The organism is Solidesulfovibrio sp. C21 (assembly GCF_047785625.1).
Taxonomy (GTDB): Bacteria; Desulfobacterota; Desulfovibrionia; order Desulfovibrionales; family Desulfovibrionaceae; genus Solidesulfovibrio.
The window spans coordinates 1-17795 of record NZ_JBLODY010000079.1; the positions used below are offsets into that span (position 1 = coordinate 1).

Below are 17795 nucleotides of genomic sequence, written 5' to 3' on the forward strand. Positions count from 1 at the left end.
AGGCGCTTTTGCGCCTCGTGCCGCCGGGCCGATTGCGGCAACAAGATCAACCCAATCGTCGTCACCCCACCGCCGTCCCACCCGGCAAAGCGTAAAGGGGGGACCGGGGGGCATCAAGCCCCCCGGCGGAGGGGTCCAGGGGAGGCAGCGCCTCCCCTGGCCACCGGAGGCAACCCGGCAACCGCCGCTAGAAAAACAAATCGCGGCGACCGCACTCGATATCGTTCAAGCGTTGGATGGTCAGATCGCGGATACCTTCCTTAGGGATGGTATCCAGGGCTTCCTTGATGCGTTCCTCGCCGACAGCCTTGGTTTCCGGATCGGCATAGTCGATCAAGTATTCCTTGAAAGTAAGCAGCGCGTTCGGCAGGCAGACGTTTTGAATGGCGCCGACCTTGGCCAGAGACATGAACCGGTCGCCGGTGCGGCCTTGCCGGTAACAGGCGGTGCAGTAACTGGGCACGTAGCCGCGCTGGCACAGCATCCGGATGATTTCGTTGGGGGAGCGCTGGTCGCTTGGCTCGAACTGTTGGCCGTTGTTGGTGTTGTGGGTGGATTCGTGTTCCACGACGACCTTCTGGTAGCCGCCCACACCGGTGCAGGAGCCGGCACTGATCTGGGAGATGCCGCAGTCGATGAGTTCGTCGCGGAAATCCGGGTCCTCGCGGGTGGAGAGGATCATGCCGGTGTAGGGAACGGCAAGGCGGATGGTGGCGATGATCTTTTTGAAATCCGAGTCCTCGACGAGGTAGGGGAAAGTGTCCAGGTTGACGGCCCCGGCCGGGCGCATGCGGGGCACGGAGATGGTGTGGGGTCCGACGCCGAACGTTTCTTCCAAGTGCTCGGCATGCAGGAACATGGCCACGGTTTCGTATTTCCAGTCGTAGAGGCCGTAGAGCACGCCGATGCCGACGTCGTCGATGCCGGCGGTCTGGGCACGGTCCATGGCGGTGGTGTGCCAGTTGTAGTCGTGCTTGGGGCCGGAGGGGTGCAGTCTGGCGTAGGTTTCGCGGTGGTAGGTTTCCTGGAACAGGATATAGGTGCCGATTTCGGCGGCCTTGAGCTTTTGGTAGTCCTCGATGGTCGTGGCGGCGATATTGATGTTGACGCGACGGATGGAGCCGTTGCCGTCACGGATGCTGTAGATGGCCTTGATGGCGTCGGTGATGTATTCGATGGGGTTGTTTTTCGGGTCCTCGCCGGCTTCCACGGCCAGACGCTTGTGCCCGAGCGATTCGAGGATTTCCACTTCGCTTTTGATTTCGTCCATGGTCAGGCGTTTGCGCAGCTGTTCCTTATTGCTGCGCTTGTAGCCGCAGTAGACGCAATTGTTGACGCAAAAGCTCGACAGGTACAGAGGTGCGAAAAGGACGATGCGTTTGCCGTAGATGGCTTCCTTGACCGTCTTGGCGGCCTTGTACATGGAATCGAGCAGGGACGGGTCCTCGACTTCGAGCAGCACGGCCACTTCCTCGGCCGTAAGCCCCTTGTACTCAAGCGCCTTCGCGATAATAGCGGACACGGCGTCCTTATCCTTGGAAGCCGTCTTGGCGGCCGCCAGCGCGGCGGCGATGCGGCCCTCGTCGATGAATGCGTCGGAGGTGCGCTGGGATTCGTCAATCATGGTCTTGCTCCTTGTGCAAGGTCTTGGTCGTGAGCGCGGATTTGACTGTCACGCCGGGGAGATTCCCGAGCCTGCCTGTTAACGAACCGATCTCGTCGGTTGTGCCCTCGATGATCAACGAAATGACGCCGACCTGGTATTCCGGCTTGGGGATGCCCATTCTCCCGAGGATGAGGTGTCCGTGGTCGCTGATGACGGCATTGACTTTTTCCGAAACTTCCTTGGGATCCTCGATGACGATGCCAACCACGCCGATGCGTCTGTTCATGTCCACCCTCCCCGGGCAATAAAAAAAGCCTTCGAACGCCGAGGGCGTAAGAAGGCTTGGCAAATGTCCTGGTTCATGGCGTCATCCTCGGCGCAGGGGCGGCCCCTTGCCAGCAGATTGCGGTTATGTCCTTTCCCGCCTTCGCACCCGGTCCGTGGGGACCCGGTGCGGCAGCACCATCTGCATAGGCTATTTTGGAAGCCTTGGCCAGTATTACGAAACAAAAATTCATAACACTATGTGGCCAAACCGACATCATAAGCGGGTATCTCCCAGCGCGCATCAGGCATAATCAATCCCGGCGCTCACAACCGAAAAAGGGAACACAGGGACAAGGCGCGTTGCGCTGCATGGGCGGATGCATCCTGCAGAACGCCCCAATGTTGTCGGCCCACGCCTTTGCCGATTACGAACAAAAAGGCCTGGCCGCCGGCTGCGACGGCTTCATGACCAAACCCATTCGCAAGGGTCGGCTCATCGAGGTCCTGCGCCAGGCGGTCGGCGCAAAAAAAAGCCGGAGCGACCACGCCGCCCCGGCTTCTCCGCATCCCGCCCAAAAGCGCGGGATACTCCTTCGTGTTTATTCCGGAACCACTTCCAGAACCTTGTCGCCGTAGTTGTCGACGACAGGTGCCTTGATCCCGAGAAGCTCCATCCAGCGGCGCACGGTGCCGACGATGACGATGGCCATGAGCACCAGGATGATCACCGCCAGGGAAGCCAGCAGGTACAGCCCCTTGGGCAGGTAGGTCCCGGTGATTTGCAGGTAGCCGGCCCAGAAGGTTATGCCGACCATGGCCAAACCCGGAACCGCCGTTGTCCAGGCATAGCGCGCCCGGCCCATGCGGATGATCATGGTGGTGCCGATAAGCAGGCTCACGGCCGCCAGCAGCTGGTTGGACATGCCAAAAAGCGGCCATATGGTGGAGATATTGCCCGTATAGACGAAGTAGCCCCAGGCGAAGGTGAAGATGGCCGAGGTGAAAAGGATGCCCGGCACCCAGTGCTTCTCGCGGAACTTGGGGATCACCTGGCCGATCATCTCCTGCAGGAAGAAACGGCCGACCCGGGTGCCCGCGTCCACGGCGGTCAGGATGAAGACGGCCTCGAACATGATGGCGAAGTGGTACCAGTAGGCCATGAGGTGGGACATGACCGGGATCGAGGAGAAGATGTGGGCCATGCCCACGGCCAGGGACACGGCCCCGCCGGGACGGCCCTGGATGTTTTCGCCTACGGCCTGGGCCAGGCTGTTCAAATCGACCGGGGTCATGCCGAGCTTGGCGAACACGGCCACCGGGGTATTTATCGCGAAGTAGTCGGCCGGCACCAGCACGCAGGCGGCAATGAGCGCCATGATGGCCACGAAGCCTTCCATGAGCATGGCGCCGAAGCCGACGAAAAGCAGGTTATGCTCGCTGTCGAGCATCTTGGGCGTGGTGCCGGAACCGATGATGGCATGGAAGCCCGAAAGCGCGCCGCAGGCGATGGTGATGAAAAGGAACGGAAAGACGGGGCCGTGGATGATGGGGCCGCCGCCGGCGTCAAACGAGGTCAGGGCCGGCATGACGAGCTGCGGATGCACCCAGAAGATACCAATGGCCAGCGCGCCGATGGTGCCCACCTTCAGGTAGGTGGAGAGGTAATCGCGCGGGCACAGAAGCAGCCAGACCGGCAGCACCGAGGCCACGAAGCCGTAGATCGGGATGGTGACGGCGATGGTCGGGCGCGACATGTTGAAAATCGAGGACCAGAAGGGACTGCTGGCGATATAAGGTCCGACGATGATGGCCAGGGCCAAAAGCACCACGCCGATGATCGAGCCGCCGACCACGCCGCCGCCCGGGGCATGCTGCATGTACACGCCCATGATGATGGCGATGGGGATGGTGGCAAAGACGGTAAAGGTGCCCCAGGGGCTGTTGTGCATGGCGTTGACCACGGCGATGGACAGGCCGGCCAGGGTCAAAAGCAGGATGAAAAGCACCGCGAACCCGGCCACCGAGCCCGTGGCCTTGCCCACTTCCTGGGAGGCGATATAGGCGAGCGAGCGGCCCTTATGGCGCACCGAGGCGAACAGCACCACCGTGTCGTGGACGCAGCCCCCCAGGACGCAGCCGACGAGAATCCACAGCGCGCCCGGCAGGTAGCCGAACTGGGCGGCCAGCACCGGGCCGATCAGCGGACCGGCGGCGGCGATGGCCGCGAAATGGTGCCCAAAGAGCACATACTTGTTGGTCTTCACATAGTCGTGCCCATCGGCCATGGTCACCGCCGGCGTCAGACGCGCATCGTTGATGCCAAGGACCTTTTTGGTAAAAAAGATCCCATAAAAGCGGTAGCCTATGGCAAATACGCACAGGGCGGCGAAGACGAGTGTCAACGCATTCATGACTGCCTCCCGTGTTTTGGACATCCCCTGCGGTCAGCCCGTTTGCGATGTTGGCCCTGCCTTGGCATGGCCCAGGGGACGACAACAAGACCGTGAGGCCCAAAAGGATAATTACGGGGCTGAGGCGACGGTTTGCGGGGTTGACGGACATGCGCCGCCCGAGGCGGCCGCAGGCGGGATGCGAAACGAGATGCGGCTGCCCCGGCCGGGAGAGCTCTCGATATGAAGGGCGTACTGCTGGCCGAAGAGCTGGACCAGGCGCTGGTTGGAGTTGCGGGCCCCCACGCCCACGGTCATGGATGCGAGGTCGCGCGGGGAGAGGATTTCGCGGATAGTGTCCGGGGTCATGCCGAGGCCGTCGTCCTCCACCATCACGCGCAGGTGGTCGTTTTCCCGGCGGGCCTCGATGTGTACCCGCCCCCCCTGCTGGCGGCCTTGCAGGCCGTGGCGCACACTGTTTTCCACCAGCGGCTGAATGAGCAGCGGCGGCACGAGCCAGGCGTCACAGCCGTCCTCCAGCTCGATCTCGCTCGTGATGCGCTCGCCGAACCGAGCCTGCTCGATGGCCAGATAGGAGCGCACCTGCTCCATTTCCTCGTTTAGGCGCACAAGCCCCCGCGAGCTGTCGAGGTTGCGCCGCATGTAGCGGGCCAGATCGAGCAGCAGCTCCCGGGCCTGTCCCGGGGCGGTGCGGCAAAAGGAGGCGATGGTGTTCAGGGAGTTGAACAGGAAATGGGGGTTAATCTGGGCCTGCAACCGCCGGATTTCGGCATGGGCCAGAAGCTGGTTGGTGATGCCGATGTCCTCCAGCTCGAGCTGGGTGGAAAAAAGCTCGGCCAGCCCCTTGGCCAGTTCGAACAGCGGCTGGTCCAGGGGACGGCTCTTGGTGCCGTAGATTTTGAGGCAGCCGCGAATGGCCTGCCCCTTGCGAAGCGGCACGATAATGGCCTCGCACAGCGGACAGCCGGCCTTGTCGCAGCCGATGCTGTCGCGGTCGCGCAGAAAAAGGGCCGTGCCCGTCTCGAAGGCCAGCCGGGTGCCCTTGGTGCGCCAGTGGGTCCCGGCCTGATGATGGTCCTCGCCGACGCCCACATGGGCCAGGATGGTGGCCTCGCCGGTAATGGCCACGGCGGCCACGCCCGTCTCGGCCAGGATGATGGCGGCCGTGGCCCGGGCCGAGGCCGGAGTCAGGCCGCCGCGCAGATGGGCCACGGTCTGGCTGGCGATGGACAGGATACGCCGGGCCTCGCTGGAATCGCGCTGCTCGCGCAGGCGCCGCTGCAAGCCTAGCGCCTTGACGAAGATGGCCGCGCCCACGGCATTGACCACGATCATCGGCACGCCGATGACCTGCACCAGTTCCACCGCCTCGGCAAAAGGCCGCGACAGGGCCAGCACAAGCCCCATGTGCACGGATTCACCCAGGATGCCGAGCACCATGGCCACGCCCCAGTCCAGGCTCCGGCCGGGAAAACGCCGGGCAATAAGCCCCGCCGCCGTTCCCTCCAAAATGGTGGCCAGGGCGCAGGGCAAGGCGCTGAACCCGCCGATGTCGATGAGGTAACGCTCGCCGCCGGCGAGAAGCCCGGCCCCGATGCCAACCACCGGGCCGCCGTACAGCCCGGCCGTGATCACGCCGATGGCCCGCAGGTTGGCGTAGGAATGAAAAACATAGTTGCCGGTATAGGTGCCGAGGATGCCGAAAAGCCCGAACAACACGATGGCGGCGAGGGTGCTCCAAAGCGGCCGGTCGCGGCCGATGTTCATGCGCTCGAAGGGCGCGAGCGTCATGATGGCGAAGCCGCCGGCCAAAAGCAGCCCGAACCGCTGGGACAAGGTGATGAAAAGTTCCGGGACCTCCGGGGCGAACAGGGCGATGTGCATGGCTTCCCCCTACAATCCCAACCGTTCCTTGAACTCCCGCACCCGGTTGCGGCTGACCGTGACTTCGGTGCGGTCCGCATCGTCGAGCACGATGAGATATTTGCCGCCGACCCAGGGCGAAAGCTCGGCAATGCGCTCCAGATTGACCATGACCGCCCTATTGGCCCGGAAAAAAGGCAGCCCGGCCAAGCGCTCCTCGGCCCGGGTGAGGGTCGGCAGCCCGTGGCAGGGGTAACGCCCCTGCACGGTCAGGGCGGTTATGCCTTTGTCGTCGGCCTCCAGGCACAGGACCTCGGCCGGTGGCAACAGCGCAATGCGGCCATGGCGCTCCACCGCCACCCGCGCCGCGCGCCCCCCACGCCCAAGGCCCTCCAAAAGCGACGTGAGCGCATCGGCCATCCGGCCACGTCCGGCCGCCAGACGCCGCCGGGCCCGGTCAAGGCTTTCGGCCAGCCGCTCGGGGGCGACGGGCTTGAGCAGGTAATCCACGGCGTTTTGCTCGAAGGCCTTGATGGCGTATTCGTCGTAGGCGGTCACGAAGATGAAAAGCGGCACCTGGGAGAAATCCCTGGCCTGGCGCAGCACCTCGAATCCGTCCTGGCCGGGCATGCGGATATCGAGCAACACGATGTCGGGTTTGTCGCCCTCAATGGCGGCCAGGGCGGCGTCGGCGCAATCAGCCTGGGTGGTCTGGATGTCCGGATGGGCGTCAAGCAGATAGGCCAACTCGTCACGGGCCGGCTTTTCATCGTCGACAATCAGGGCGCGTAGAACCATGGCTTCGTTGGTAGCGCCGGGGAAAGCGGCTGTAAAGCGGCGGCCGCGACGAACCGTCAGCGCCCCTTGACGCCGGGAGCGCCCGTGGTCTGCGGCGTCCAGATAGGCGTAGCGCTGGCCGGCGCACTGCGAAGGTCGCACGGCTTTGCGTCGCATACCGGGCAGCGGTCGTCGCTGCACGGATCGGCGTGGATCATGATGTCCGCGTCCGGCCCCAGATAGGAATGGAGCAGCGCCTCCATGGCGTCGACCTGGATATGGGCCTCGTAAAGCGGCATCTCGCGGGGCAAAATCAGGTGCATGTCCACATGGACCCGCCGCCCGGTCTTGATGGCCCGCAGCCGGTGGATGTCGATCCAGGCCGGATGGCGATTTTCCCGCAACAACGTACAAATGCCCTCGAGCAATACCGGATCGGATTCGATCATGAAGCCCGAAACCGACCGGCGCACCAGATCCACCCCGGCCCAGGCGATATTGGCCCCGACCAGACAGGCCACCGCGCCGTCCAGCCACAGCCAGCCCGTGGCCCACACCAGCCCCAACCCCACCAGCACCCCGACCGACGTATACACGTCGGTCAGCACGTGCTTGCCGTCGGCCGCAAGCGTCAGCGATCCCGCCCGCCGCCCCTCGCGCAACAGCATAAGCCCCAGCCACAAATTGACCGCCCCGGCCCCGGCCAAAAGCGCGATGCCGCCGCCCAGATGCGGCACAGGCGCGGGATGGAAAATCTTGTCCCAGGATTCGTAAAAGATGCCGACCGAAGCCAGCAGAATCAGCATGCCCTCAAGCCAGGCCGCGTAATACTCGATGTTGCCATGCCCGTACGGATGCCCCTCGTCCGGCGGCGTGGCGGCCACGGACACGCTTACCACCGCAAACGCGGCAGCCACGACGTTGATGATGGACTCCAACGCGTCGGACATGATCGCGGCTGATCCGGTCAGCCACCAGGCCGCCATCTTGACGCACAACAATATGACAGCAACCCCCAGGGACAAGCGGGCCGCCCGAATCTCCGGGCCGGATTTGCGGGGGATGGGTTGGTGCATGGGATATTCGTTATGTTTTGAGGTTGGAGTCGTGAAGTGCCAGGGCGCCGCCCTGGACCCGGCAGGGGCTCCGCCCCTGCACCCCGTCGGGGGACTTGATGTCCCCCGAACCCCCTTTTACCGGGTCGGGATGATGGGAGGAGGTGAGTTTGGTGTTTTTGGGGCGACGGCGGGGTTTGGGACAAAGCCCCGGCCAGCCGCCCGCCCTGTCGCGCGGCTACTTCAGCGAACCGATCTTGCCGAACTTGGTGGATTCGGCCCGGTAGAAAACGTTTTCGATGACCTTGTCGTTGCCGACGTCCTTGTAGTCGATGCGCACGGGGGAACCGTCTTCCTTCACCTTGCGGAAAAAGTCTCCGATATTTTTGAACTTATCCGAACGCAGACCGGGGTCGACGACGAAAAAGCCCTGGCTGGTGACGATGGTCAGGACGTTTTTGGTTTCCTGAACTTCCTCCACCAGCGCGGTGGTCTTCTTGTATTTCACAGCCAAGCTGTCTTCGGTGACGAAATCGACGACATAATAGGCGGCCACGATAAACAGGAGAAAGGAAAGGATCAGCAGTACCTTTCCCTTGTTGACGGCGAAATCGCCGATGGCCTGCCGCAGCCGTTCCAACTTTAACGTATCGATCATAGCTCCTCATTGTCCCGGCGGTGGTCGGATCGACCGCCGGGCCGCGTGACGGAAAGGGCTATACCACCCTTGGACAAGGGAAAAAAGAGAAGAATCAAGGGCGATCCGGGTAAACCCGGGTCGCCCTGCGCGGCATATGGCAAGTGGCGGCGGTCGACAAACAACATGATGCGATCAGTGTCGCGTCCTCGAAACGCGTTCATACGAATTTCGAAAATAACGCATTTGAATAATTAGTTTTCCTTAAAAGCATCGCCGCGTTTAAAAAAATAGGGAACTAGGGCTCGATCTTGGTGCCGAGCATTTCCAGAAATTTGCGAATCCATTCCGGATGGGCCGGCCAGGCCGGGCTGGTCACCAAATTGTTGCTGACCACGGCGCTGGTGAAGGTTTCGTTGGGGCTGACGTAGGTGCCGCCGGCGAGTTCGATTTCGGGCTGCACGGAAGGGTAGGCCATGAGGGAGCAGCCGGACACCACCCCGGCGGCCGCCAGCAGTTGCGGTCCGTGGCAGATGGCGGCGATGGGCTTTTTGGTCGCGCCGAAGTGTTTGACGATCTCGATGACGCGGGGATTGAGCCGGATGTATTCCGGGGCGCGCCCGCCGGGCACGACCAGGGCGTCGTAGGCGGCCGGGTCCACATCATCGAAATTGGCGTTCAGGGTGAAGTTGTGGCCGGGCTTTTCGCTGTAGGTCTGGTCGCCTTCGAAATCGTGGATCGCGGTGCGCACCTGTTCGCCGGATTTTTTGCCCGGGCACACGGCATGCACGTCATGGCCGACCATCAGCAGCATCTGGAAGGGGACCATGACTTCGTAGTCCTCGACATAGTCGCCGACAAGCATCAAAATTTTCTTTACGGCCATACCTCTGCTCCTTTGGCATGGTTTGGCCACCGCGACCGGGCGGCGGCGCGCAATGATTCCCAACCAAGCGGTCGGAAAGCTATTTGGTGCAATTGCACCGGAAAAACTTGCGCTGGCAAAATTCCAGGCAGGTGTCCCTGGCGGCCTCGATCTTGGCCCCACACCCGGCCGGGGCGCGTTGCGAGAGTTCCTCGGCCCTGGCCTTGCAGGCAGCCCGACAGCCATCCTTGTTGTCGTAATAGTCCGTCACCACGGCCTGATAGACGGCGCATACACGGGAGGCGCAGGCCGCATCGGCCCCGGCCGGGGCAGCCTGGCAGGAGGCCGCGTATTCCTGGGGCGTGATGATGGGTTCGACTCTGGTACAGCCCCAGCAGGCGACGAGGCAACAGACGGCAAGAGCAAGCAGGATCGGGCGCGACACGCGAACTCCTCCCCGCCCATGGCCGGCGGGATTTGCACTCTTTGCATCTATCCCTAACCGCAAGCCCAAATCATGACAAGCCGGCCTTGCCCTAAGGCGGCAACGATTCTACGATTGCGAAGATTTCCCAACAAAAACAAGATGCCGCTTCCCATGGGGCTTAGCGCCAAACGCCGAAAACCCAAAGACCCGCCGCGCGTGCCGCCGCTGCTGCCCTGGCAGCCGTGCCTGCTGGCCTATGGCGCGGGCATTGTGGCCGCGCATTTTTTCCCGGCCGCCTGCTGCGCGCTGCTGTTGCTGCTGGCCTTTCCCCGGCCGGCCAAGAGCCGCCCATCCGGGGCCGCGCTTATGGGCGCATGGGGCCTGGGACTTGTGGTCGGCCTTATCGCCCTGCCGGCCATCCCCCGAAACATGCCGCCCTGCCTGACGTCCGACGCGCCCCAGGCCGTCACCGGACGCGTGGCGGCGGTTGCGGCCAATCCCGAGGCGCGCCTGTCCGTGACCCTGGAGGATGTCCGGCTGTCCGGCCCGGATTGCAAGGACGCCCCGCTCCCCGGCCGGCTGGCCCTGACCATCGACCGGCCGACCTTCCGGCCCATCCCCGGCGATACGCTTGCGGTCACGGCCCGGGTGCGGCCGACCCGGGGCTTTCAAAATCCCGGCGCCGCCGATTATGCCTTTTCCAGACGACTGGAGGACGTCTTTTTCCGGGCCTACGCCCGGGGCGACAAGGGCGCGCCGGTGCGGCGCATCGCGCCAAGCCGGAACCTCCCGGCCATGTGGCGCGAAGCCTTGCGCCGACGCGTCATGGCCAGCATGGCCCCGCCGGAAGGTGCCGACGCGGCCGCGCGGGCCGGCCGGGCCATGGTGGCGGCCCTGGTCTTTGGCGACCGCTCGGGGCTGACGGAAGCCGACCTCGCTCTGGTGCGCCGGGCCTCGCTGGCCCACACGCTGGCTCTTTCCGGCATGCACGTGGGCTTTGTCGCCGCCGTGGGCGCAGCGTTGGCCACGCTGCTCGGCCGGTTATGGCCGCGCATCTACCTTTCCATCCCCAGGCCCCACCTGATCGTCCTTTTCGCCGGCCCGCCGGTCGCGGCCTACTGCTGGCTGGGCGGGCTGACGCCGTCCTTGGCCCGGGCGGCGCTCATGTTCGCCGCGTTCGGGCTCATGCTGCTGCTGCGCCGGGACAGAGCCCTTCTGGACGGGCTTTTTCTGGCCCTGGCCGCGATCCTTGTCGCCGCGCCCCTGGCCGCCTTCGATCCCCGATTGCAGCTTTCGGCCCTGGCCGTGGCCGGCATCGGGGTATTCTGGCCACTTTTTACCCGATTTTCGCTCCATGTGCCGTTTAAGGGACCGGCCATGACCGTCTTTTTGTGGATCGGGGGCACGCTTTGGGTGAGCCTTTGCGCCGAAGCCGCGGTCATGCCGCTTATCGCCCGGCTATACGGCGACCTGACGCCCAATCCCTGGATCAACCTGCTGTGGCTGCCAGTACTTGGCGGCGTGGCCATGCCCCTGGCCCTGGCCGGGCTGGCCGCATCGGTCCTCCCGGGGCTGATGGGCCTCGGTGCGGGGCTCCTCGGCGCGGCGGCGGCCTGCTGCGAAGGGCTCATGCGCCTTCTGGCAGTGGCAAACGCGCACGGCCTGCTCCTCTCCTCGGCCGTGCTGCGGCCGGGCTGGGTCGAGACCATCGGCTGCCTGGGGCTCCTGGCCGCCCTGGCCATGGTCGTCTCCGGCGGCCGGCGGCCCGTGGCCGCCATGGCGGCAAGCCTCGTCCTGCTGCTCTTCCCCACCGTCTGGCGCTCCCTTTCCGACATGCGGGAGGTCGTACGCATCACGGTCCTCGACGTCGGCCAGGGCCAGTCCGTGGCCCTCGAGCTGCCGGGCGGCAGGCGGTTGCTGGTGGACGCGGGCGGACTTTTCGGCAACTTCGACGTGGGCCGGGCCGTGGTCGGAGCGTACCTGACCGACGGACGGCCGCCGCGGCTCACGGCCGCCTTTGCCAGCCATCCGCACCGCGACCACATCAAGGGGTTCATCTCCCTGCTCGAACGCTTTTCCATCGGCAAATACTATGACAACGGCGGCACGCCCGAAGGAAATCTGGCCGCACCGATAGAGGACGCCCTGGCCAGACGACACATCCCCCACGCGGCCCTGGCCGCCGGCGACGCCCTCGACCTTGGCGACGGACTGCGCCTTGCCGTGCTCCACCCGGGCCCGGATGACGATCGCGACGGCAACAACGGCTCGCTTATCCTGCGGCTGACCTGGAATGGCCGGGGACTGGCCGTCATTCCCGGTGACGCCGAACGCGGGGTGTTGCGCCGGCTGGCCGCATCCGGGGAAACGCTTGACGCCGCCGTACTCGTCCTGCCGCACCACGGCTCCGTGACCAGCCTGACCAAGCGCTTTCTCACGGCCGTCTCGCCACACGTCGCCATCGCCAGTTGCGGCGAGGGCGGCCGTTATCCGGCCAACAAAGTCGCGGCCACCCTGGAGCGCCTCGGCTGCGCCGTCTATGCCACCAACCGCGACGGCGCCGTCACCGTGGGCTTCGACGCGCCGGACGGCGCACCACGCGTCGCTACGGCCGGCGAACGACGACAATGACACGACCTCATACAGAAGGGAAAACGCGGGAACGGAGGTTCGGGCGCAGCACGGCACAGCACGCCACGAAACACGATGCAGAAGGTCGGGTCAGCCCTGGGGACCGCACTTGTGCTTGTAGTCGATGGCCTTGCGGATAAAGATCGTCGACTCCGCGATATTGGCGCACTGGTCGCAGATGCGCTTGAGGCTGTGGGCGACGAAGGATTCCTGCACGGCGCGCTCCACGGGCCGGGCCTCGCGGATCATTTCGCTGGTCACTTCCCGGAAAATGCGCACGTTGAGGTCCAAGGCGGCGGCGTTTTGCTCGATGACGCCAAGCGCGGCCTCGGCGTCGAGGTCCATGTAGCAGGCAATAGAGGCGCGCAAGAGGTCCTGGGCCAGATCGGCCAGTTGCCGGACGTTGGCATGCAGGGGCTGGCGCGGCTCGCTGGTCAGGACCAGCACCCGCTCGGCGATGTTGACCGCCTCGTCGCCCAGGCGTTCGATATTGACCAGCATCCGCATGGAGCCCACGATAAAACGCAGGTCCTTGGCCACCGGATGGTGCAGCGCGAGGATCTTGAGGCTTTCCGAATCGACACGGCACTCGAAATCGTTGATCTCGCGGTCCGCGTCGATGACTTCCCGGGCCTTGGCGGCATTATGCTCCAGCAAGCTGGCCACGGCTTTGCGCACGGCATCCTGGGCCAGATGCATCATTTGCAGCACATCCACCTTGAGTTTGTGGATGGCATTGTCGAGCGGGGTTTCCAAAGCAGGCTCCCGGGTTGGCCGGCGGCTTCACGCCGCGTGGCAATTGCAGACGTAACCCTTGTCACGAACCGTTTGCGGTGACGCCTTCATGTTCGAATTGTGACAATTTGGCCTAGAGCCGTCAACCCGCCGGAAGGAGGAAACTTTTTTGAAAGAATACGTTACGATAATGTGTCGCGGTCGCGAACCCCGACAAGGTACAAAATGCTGTCCAGGCCCAGGGTGGAGATGGCCTGGCCGGCGCCTTTTTTCACCACCGGCTTGGCATGGTAGGCGATGCCGAGCCCGGCAATGCCAAGCATGGGCAGGTCGTTGGCTCCGTCGCCGACGGCAATGACCTGTTGCAGGGAAAGCCCCTCGCGCTCGGCGATCATGCGCAGCACTTCGGCTTTTTTGGTCGCGTCCACGATGTCGCCCACCACCTCGCCGGTGAGCACCCCGTCCTTGATTTCCAGCTCGTTGGCGAACACGTAGTCGATACCCAGGCGCTCCTGGAGACGCTGTCCGAAATAGGTGAATCCGCCGGAAATAATCGCGATCTTGTAGCCAAACCGCTTGAGGTTGGCGATGAGTCGCTCGGCGCCGTCGTTGAGCGGAATGCGGTTGGCCACGGCTTCCAGGGTGTCGGCCGAAAGGCCCTTGAGTAACCGCAGCCGGCGGCGCAGGCTTTCCTTGAAATCGATCTCGCCGCGCATGGCCGATTCGGTGATGGCCGCGACCTTCCCGCCCACACCGGCCGCCTTGGCCAATTCGTCGATGACCTCGGCGGCAATGAGCGTCGAGTCCATGTCGAACGCCACAAGCCGGCGGTTCCGGCGGAAGGCGTTGTCTTCCTGGATGGCGATGTCCACGCCCATTTCCGCGGATATGCTGAGAAATTCGCTTTTGAGCGCCGTCAGGTCGGCCGGGGTGCCGCGCACGGAAAATTCCACGCAGGCCGTACGCGGGCAGTGGGCCGAATCGAGGGAAGCCCGGCCGGAAAGGCGGGTTATGACGTCGATATTGAGTCCGTTTTCGGCGATGACGCCGGTGACGGCGGCAATGTGGGCGGCGGTCAGATGCCGGGACAGCAAGGTCACGATGCGCCGGTCCTTGCCCTGGGCGTCGACCCAGGACTCGTAGCTGTCGGCGTCGACCGGAGTGAAGGTGAGGTTGACGCCGAGCTTGTGGCCGCAAAAAAGCAGGTCCTTGAGAAACGGCGTGGATTCCCCCCCGGACGGCGACTTGACCAGGATGCCAAGCGACAGGGTATCGTGGATGACGGACTGGCCGATATCGAGGACGTCCGCCCCGTGCCGGGCCAGTTCGGCGGCGACGGCGGCGGTCAGGCCGGGCTTGTCCCCGCCGGAAACGCGGATGAGGATGATTTCGGGCTCGTGCATCGGGAGGCTATAGCGTCCGTAAGGCCGGCGGGCAAGATGGAGAATGGGCACGATTTTACCCCGGGATTTCCTCTTTTCCCCTTCGCCGCTTTCGGCTATCCTCGGCAAGAGACGGTATCGTCCCGTCTTCCTCTCCGTAGCGCCGGGACAGGCTCCCACGTCCCGCCTCCAAATAGCGAACACCCTGACACAGGAGGACAAGTGGCAAAAAACGCCTATACCTTCGCCAAGCGCGCCAAGGAACTGGCCAAGAAGAAAAAAAAGGAAGAAAAACTCCAGCGCAAAACCGAGCGCCCCTCGGTCGAGGACGGCCCCTACTTCGACGAGGCAACGGGAGAGATCATCTATCCCGAGCCCGAACCAGCAACCGACCCCGCTTCCGACAAGACGCCGGCCTCCGAGCCGGACAAACCCGCTTCATAACCGTCTGCCGCGGCCGTTTGGCGTTCGTTTCGAAAAACGCCCGGCCCCGTGCCGCTTCCGTGGCCCCGGAAGGACGCCGTCCGTTTGCTTCGCGGTCGACACCTTCGCGGGACCACACGGCATTGGGTCTTACGGCTGTTCGCCCGTAAACGGCAGCCGGCGCAGACGCCGCCCCGTGGCCGCGAACACGGCGTTGGCCACGGCAGAGGCCTAAAACGAAAGAGCGGGAGCGATTCCCTTCGGCTTTTGCTCAGGGCAGGAGAAACGACGGCATTTTCTGCCGGAACGTCCGAAAGTCCTGCCGCCCCTGTACCTGGGTCAGACAGTTGTTGGTCTCGAAGTCGAGTTTCCGCTCCAGCTCGCCGTTGGCAATGGGGGCACAGGCGGCGGCCACAAAGGCCAGAAGCGGCACGAGGTAGCGCAGCATGGCGGGGCTCCTTGAACGGCCGATTTTGCCGGCCGCCACCCCTATTCTGCATGATGCATGCCCGTGGCTCCCCCCATGGACCTGATTGCCCGGGCCGGGCTTTTGCCGTATCGTGCGCGCCCACAGCAACCAGGGAGTATGACCATGCCAGACGCGCCTTTTCCGGGACTCAAGCTTTTCATCACCGGTCCGACCTATATCCGGCCCGAGGTGCGTGCGGCCGCCGCCTGGCCGGAATTCGGCCATCGCGATGCGGAAAATACCAAGCGCTTCCGCCCCATTTTCGAGGACCTCGCGGCCATCGCCGACCTGCCGCAAGACTACAAGACCATCCTCTTCCTCGGCTCCGGCTCCACGGCCATGGAAGCGGCCATCCGTTCGCTCGTGGCAACGGACGAGACCGTGCTCCACGTGTCGGTCGGCGCCTTCGGCGACATGTGGCACAAGATTTCGCTGGAAAACGGCAAGAAGGCCGCCCTGCTCGCCTTCGAGCCCGGACGCGCCATCGACGTCGCCACCCTCGAGGCGGCCATGGACGAACACAAGCCGGCCGTGGTGGCCATCACCCACAACGAGACCTCCACCGGCGTGGCCAACGACGTGGTGCCCCTTTGCCGGACAATCAAGGCGCACGGCGCGCTGGCCCTTGTCGACGGCGTGAGCATCTTCGGCGGCGCGCCGACCGGCATCCGGGAATCCGGCTGTGCCATGTACTGCACCGCCACCCAGAAATCCCTCGGGCTGCATGCCGGCTTCGGCATCGGATTCGTGAGCCCCGAAGCCGTGGACAAGGCCAGGCACGTCACGGCCCGGGGACACGCCTCGGACATCCTCTCCCACCTCGGCCGGGCCGCAAAATACCAGACCCAGTCCACACCCAACGGCGCGCTCGGCAACCAGATGTTCGTCCAGCTCGAATATATCGTGAAGGAAGAAGGTATCGCCACCCGCTTCGCCCGCCACGAGGCCATGCGGGACATGGCCCAGGCCTTCGTCACCGCCCAGCCCGGCCTGACCGCCTTCGCCCAGGAAGGCTACCGCTCCCCGACCGTGACCACGGCCGCCGCGCCCGAAGGCATGACCTTCGCCGGGCTCAAGGCCGTCAAGGAAGCCATGCGGGCCAAGGGCTACCTGTTCGACCCCGGCTATGCCAAGCTCAACGAAGACCTGGAAGCGGCCGGCAAACGCCCCATCTTCCGCATCGGGCACATGGGCGACATCAGTCCGGACATGCTGCGGGGCTTCCTGGACGCCCTCGGCGAGGTGCTGGCCGCGCGCTAAGGCTCGCTATTCCCCCGCCTTCTCCACCAGAGCCCGGATGCGGCACACGCCGCAGACCGTGCTCGAGGACGGATAGCCGCAGCGTTCGCAGGGCTGGAGCACCGGCCTGTTCTCCTCGCCCACGCCGGCGAAATGCGATTTGCCCTTGGCCAGAAATCCCTCGTAAAAGGCCGTTTTCTGGCCAGGGCTCCTGTCCTCCAGATCGGCAAAAAGCCGCTTGTGTCCGGTGAAGCTCGCCCCACCGCTGTACGGGCAGGCCGCCTTCCAGTGGTCGATGCTCTTCAAGAAACAGTACGCCGCCGTCTCGAACTCCGTGAGGCGATAAAGCGGCTTGATCTTGCGCACAAAACGCCCCTCCGCCGGCAACATCGGCCCCTGCCCGCCCAGATAGGCCGCATCCCAGCGCAGCACGTTGGCGAAAAGCCGCGCCACCTCGTCGTCCAGATTGTGCCCCGTGGCCAGGGCGGCATACCCATTCTCGTAGGCAAAGCGGTTGAAATAATGCCGCTTGATCTTGCCGCACACGGAGCAGATCGGCCGGCGCACCGCATCCTTCACCTCCGGAATGGCCAGCCCGACCTCCGCCAGGCGCAACACATGCAACGCAAAGCCGTTTTCCCGGCAATACGCCTCGGTGCGCTCGCACACCGGGTCCGAACTGTCCGGAATCCCCAAATGCACGTGCAGCCCGGCCACGTCATGCCCCAGATCGGATAACACCCGCAAAAGCGCCAGCGAATCCTTGCCGCCGGAAACCGCCACCAGCACCTTCTCGCCCGGCAGTATCATCCCGTGACGCCGGATGGCCGTCTCCACCTGCTTCCTGAAAAACCGCTCGAAACACTCCGGACAAAAGCCCGCATGATGACTCGGCAGCTTCACCGCCGCCGTCTCGCCGCATCGTTTGCACTTCATGAATATTTCCGGGAGAGGAGGAGAGAGATGCGGGGGGAGGGGACCCCTTTTTGCAAAAAGGGGTCCCCTCCC

Annotated in this window: 17 protein-coding genes; 4 read left to right on the forward strand and 13 right to left on the reverse strand. The window is 64.2% G+C overall.

Going from position 1 to position 17795, the window contains the following annotated elements; translation table 11 throughout:
- Nucleotides 1–187: 187 nt before the first annotated feature.
- Both hydG and ACMZ6R_RS17285 read right to left on the reverse strand, forming a co-directional pair.
- Nucleotides 188–1624: a [FeFe] hydrogenase H-cluster radical SAM maturase HydG gene (hydG, locus tag ACMZ6R_RS17280; RefSeq protein ID WP_416113762.1), complete on the reverse strand. Its 1437-nt coding sequence runs from the start codon at nt 1622–1624 to the stop codon at nt 188–190.
- Nucleotides 1617–1892 (reverse strand): TM1266 family iron-only hydrogenase system putative regulator, encoded by a 276-nt coding sequence (locus ACMZ6R_RS17285; protein ID WP_416113764.1) that lies wholly within the window; start codon nt 1890–1892, stop codon nt 1617–1619. The genes hydG and ACMZ6R_RS17285 overlap by 8 nt, the downstream gene beginning before the upstream one ends.
- A 350-nt stretch (nt 1893–2242) precedes the next feature.
- Here ACMZ6R_RS17285 and ACMZ6R_RS17290 point away from each other — a divergent pair, with 350 nt between their 5' ends.
- Nucleotides 2243–2509, forward strand: coding sequence for a hypothetical protein (locus tag ACMZ6R_RS17290; RefSeq protein ID WP_416113766.1), 267 nt, complete (start codon nt 2243–2245; stop codon nt 2507–2509).
- On the opposite strand, the gene ACMZ6R_RS17295 is transcribed toward ACMZ6R_RS17290, so the two are convergent.
- From ACMZ6R_RS17295 to ACMZ6R_RS17325, 7 genes are all read right to left on the reverse strand, one after another.
- Entirely contained in the window at nt 2473–4284 is a 1812-nt protein-coding gene (locus tag ACMZ6R_RS17295) for a carbon starvation protein A (RefSeq protein WP_416113768.1), read from the reverse strand. The genes ACMZ6R_RS17290 and ACMZ6R_RS17295 overlap by 37 nt on opposite strands.
- 111 nt (nt 4285–4395) lie before the next feature.
- On the reverse strand, nt 4396–6168 hold the full coding sequence (locus tag ACMZ6R_RS17300) for a LytS/YhcK type 5TM receptor domain-containing protein (RefSeq protein ID WP_416113770.1): 1773 nt from the start codon (nt 6166–6168) through the stop codon (nt 4396–4398).
- A gap of 9 nt (nt 6169–6177) precedes the next feature.
- Entirely contained in the window at nt 6178–6945 is a 768-nt protein-coding gene (locus tag ACMZ6R_RS17305; protein ID WP_416113772.1) for a LytR/AlgR family response regulator transcription factor, read from the reverse strand.
- Between the two features lie 56 nt (nt 6946–7001).
- A complete protein-coding gene (locus ACMZ6R_RS17310; protein ID WP_416113774.1) occupies nt 7002–8000 on the reverse strand; it encodes a cation diffusion facilitator family transporter in 999 nt (332 codons plus the stop codon).
- A gap of 217 nt (nt 8001–8217) precedes the next feature.
- Nucleotides 8218–8637 (reverse strand): hypothetical protein, encoded by a 420-nt coding sequence (locus ACMZ6R_RS17315; protein WP_416113776.1) that lies wholly within the window; start codon nt 8635–8637, stop codon nt 8218–8220.
- 277 nt (nt 8638–8914) lie between these two features.
- A complete protein-coding gene (locus tag ACMZ6R_RS17320; RefSeq protein ID WP_416113778.1) occupies nt 8915–9502 on the reverse strand; it encodes a DJ-1/PfpI family protein in 588 nt (195 codons plus the stop codon).
- Nucleotides 9503–9581: 79 nt separating this feature from the next.
- The gene (locus ACMZ6R_RS17325) at nt 9582–9926 is read right to left on the reverse strand and encodes a hypothetical protein (RefSeq protein WP_416113780.1); all 345 of its coding nucleotides are present in this window, start codon (nt 9924–9926) and stop codon (nt 9582–9584) included.
- Nucleotides 9927–10067: 141 nt separating this feature from the next.
- On the opposite strand from ACMZ6R_RS17325, the gene ACMZ6R_RS17330 reads away from it, so the two are divergent.
- Nucleotides 10068–12539 (forward strand): ComEC/Rec2 family competence protein, encoded by a 2472-nt coding sequence (locus ACMZ6R_RS17330; protein WP_416113782.1) that lies wholly within the window; start codon nt 10068–10070, stop codon nt 12537–12539.
- 90 nt (nt 12540–12629) lie between these two features.
- Here the strand turns inward: ACMZ6R_RS17330 and phoU are convergent, their stop codons facing one another.
- Complete coding sequence (gene phoU, locus ACMZ6R_RS17335) at nt 12630–13295, reverse strand: phosphate signaling complex protein PhoU (RefSeq protein ID WP_416113784.1); 666 nt, start codon at nt 13293–13295, stop codon at nt 12630–12632.
- A gap of 161 nt (nt 13296–13456) precedes the next feature.
- Nucleotides 13457–14677: a phosphoserine phosphatase SerB gene (gene serB, locus ACMZ6R_RS17340; protein WP_416113786.1), complete on the reverse strand. Its 1221-nt coding sequence runs from the start codon at nt 14675–14677 to the stop codon at nt 13457–13459.
- 201 nt (nt 14678–14878) lie between these two features.
- On the opposite strand from serB, the gene ACMZ6R_RS17345 reads away from it, so the two are divergent.
- Nucleotides 14879–15100, forward strand: coding sequence for a hypothetical protein (locus ACMZ6R_RS17345; RefSeq protein WP_416113788.1), 222 nt, complete (start codon nt 14879–14881; stop codon nt 15098–15100).
- A 250-nt stretch (nt 15101–15350) separates the two neighbouring features.
- On the opposite strand, the gene ACMZ6R_RS17350 is transcribed toward ACMZ6R_RS17345, so the two are convergent.
- Complete coding sequence (locus ACMZ6R_RS17350; RefSeq protein WP_416113790.1) at nt 15351–15527, reverse strand: hypothetical protein; 177 nt, start codon at nt 15525–15527, stop codon at nt 15351–15353.
- A gap of 144 nt (nt 15528–15671) precedes the next feature.
- On the opposite strand from ACMZ6R_RS17350, the gene ACMZ6R_RS17355 reads away from it, so the two are divergent.
- Nucleotides 15672–16808, forward strand: a complete 1137-nt coding sequence (locus ACMZ6R_RS17355; RefSeq protein WP_416113792.1) for a pyridoxal-phosphate-dependent aminotransferase family protein — start codon at nt 15672–15674, stop codon at nt 16806–16808.
- Between the two features lie 6 nt (nt 16809–16814).
- On the opposite strand, the gene ACMZ6R_RS17360 is transcribed toward ACMZ6R_RS17355, so the two are convergent.
- Nucleotides 16815–17723: an ATP-binding protein gene (locus tag ACMZ6R_RS17360; RefSeq protein WP_416113794.1), complete on the reverse strand. Its 909-nt coding sequence runs from the start codon at nt 17721–17723 to the stop codon at nt 16815–16817.
- Nucleotides 17724–17795: the final 72 nt, after the last annotated feature.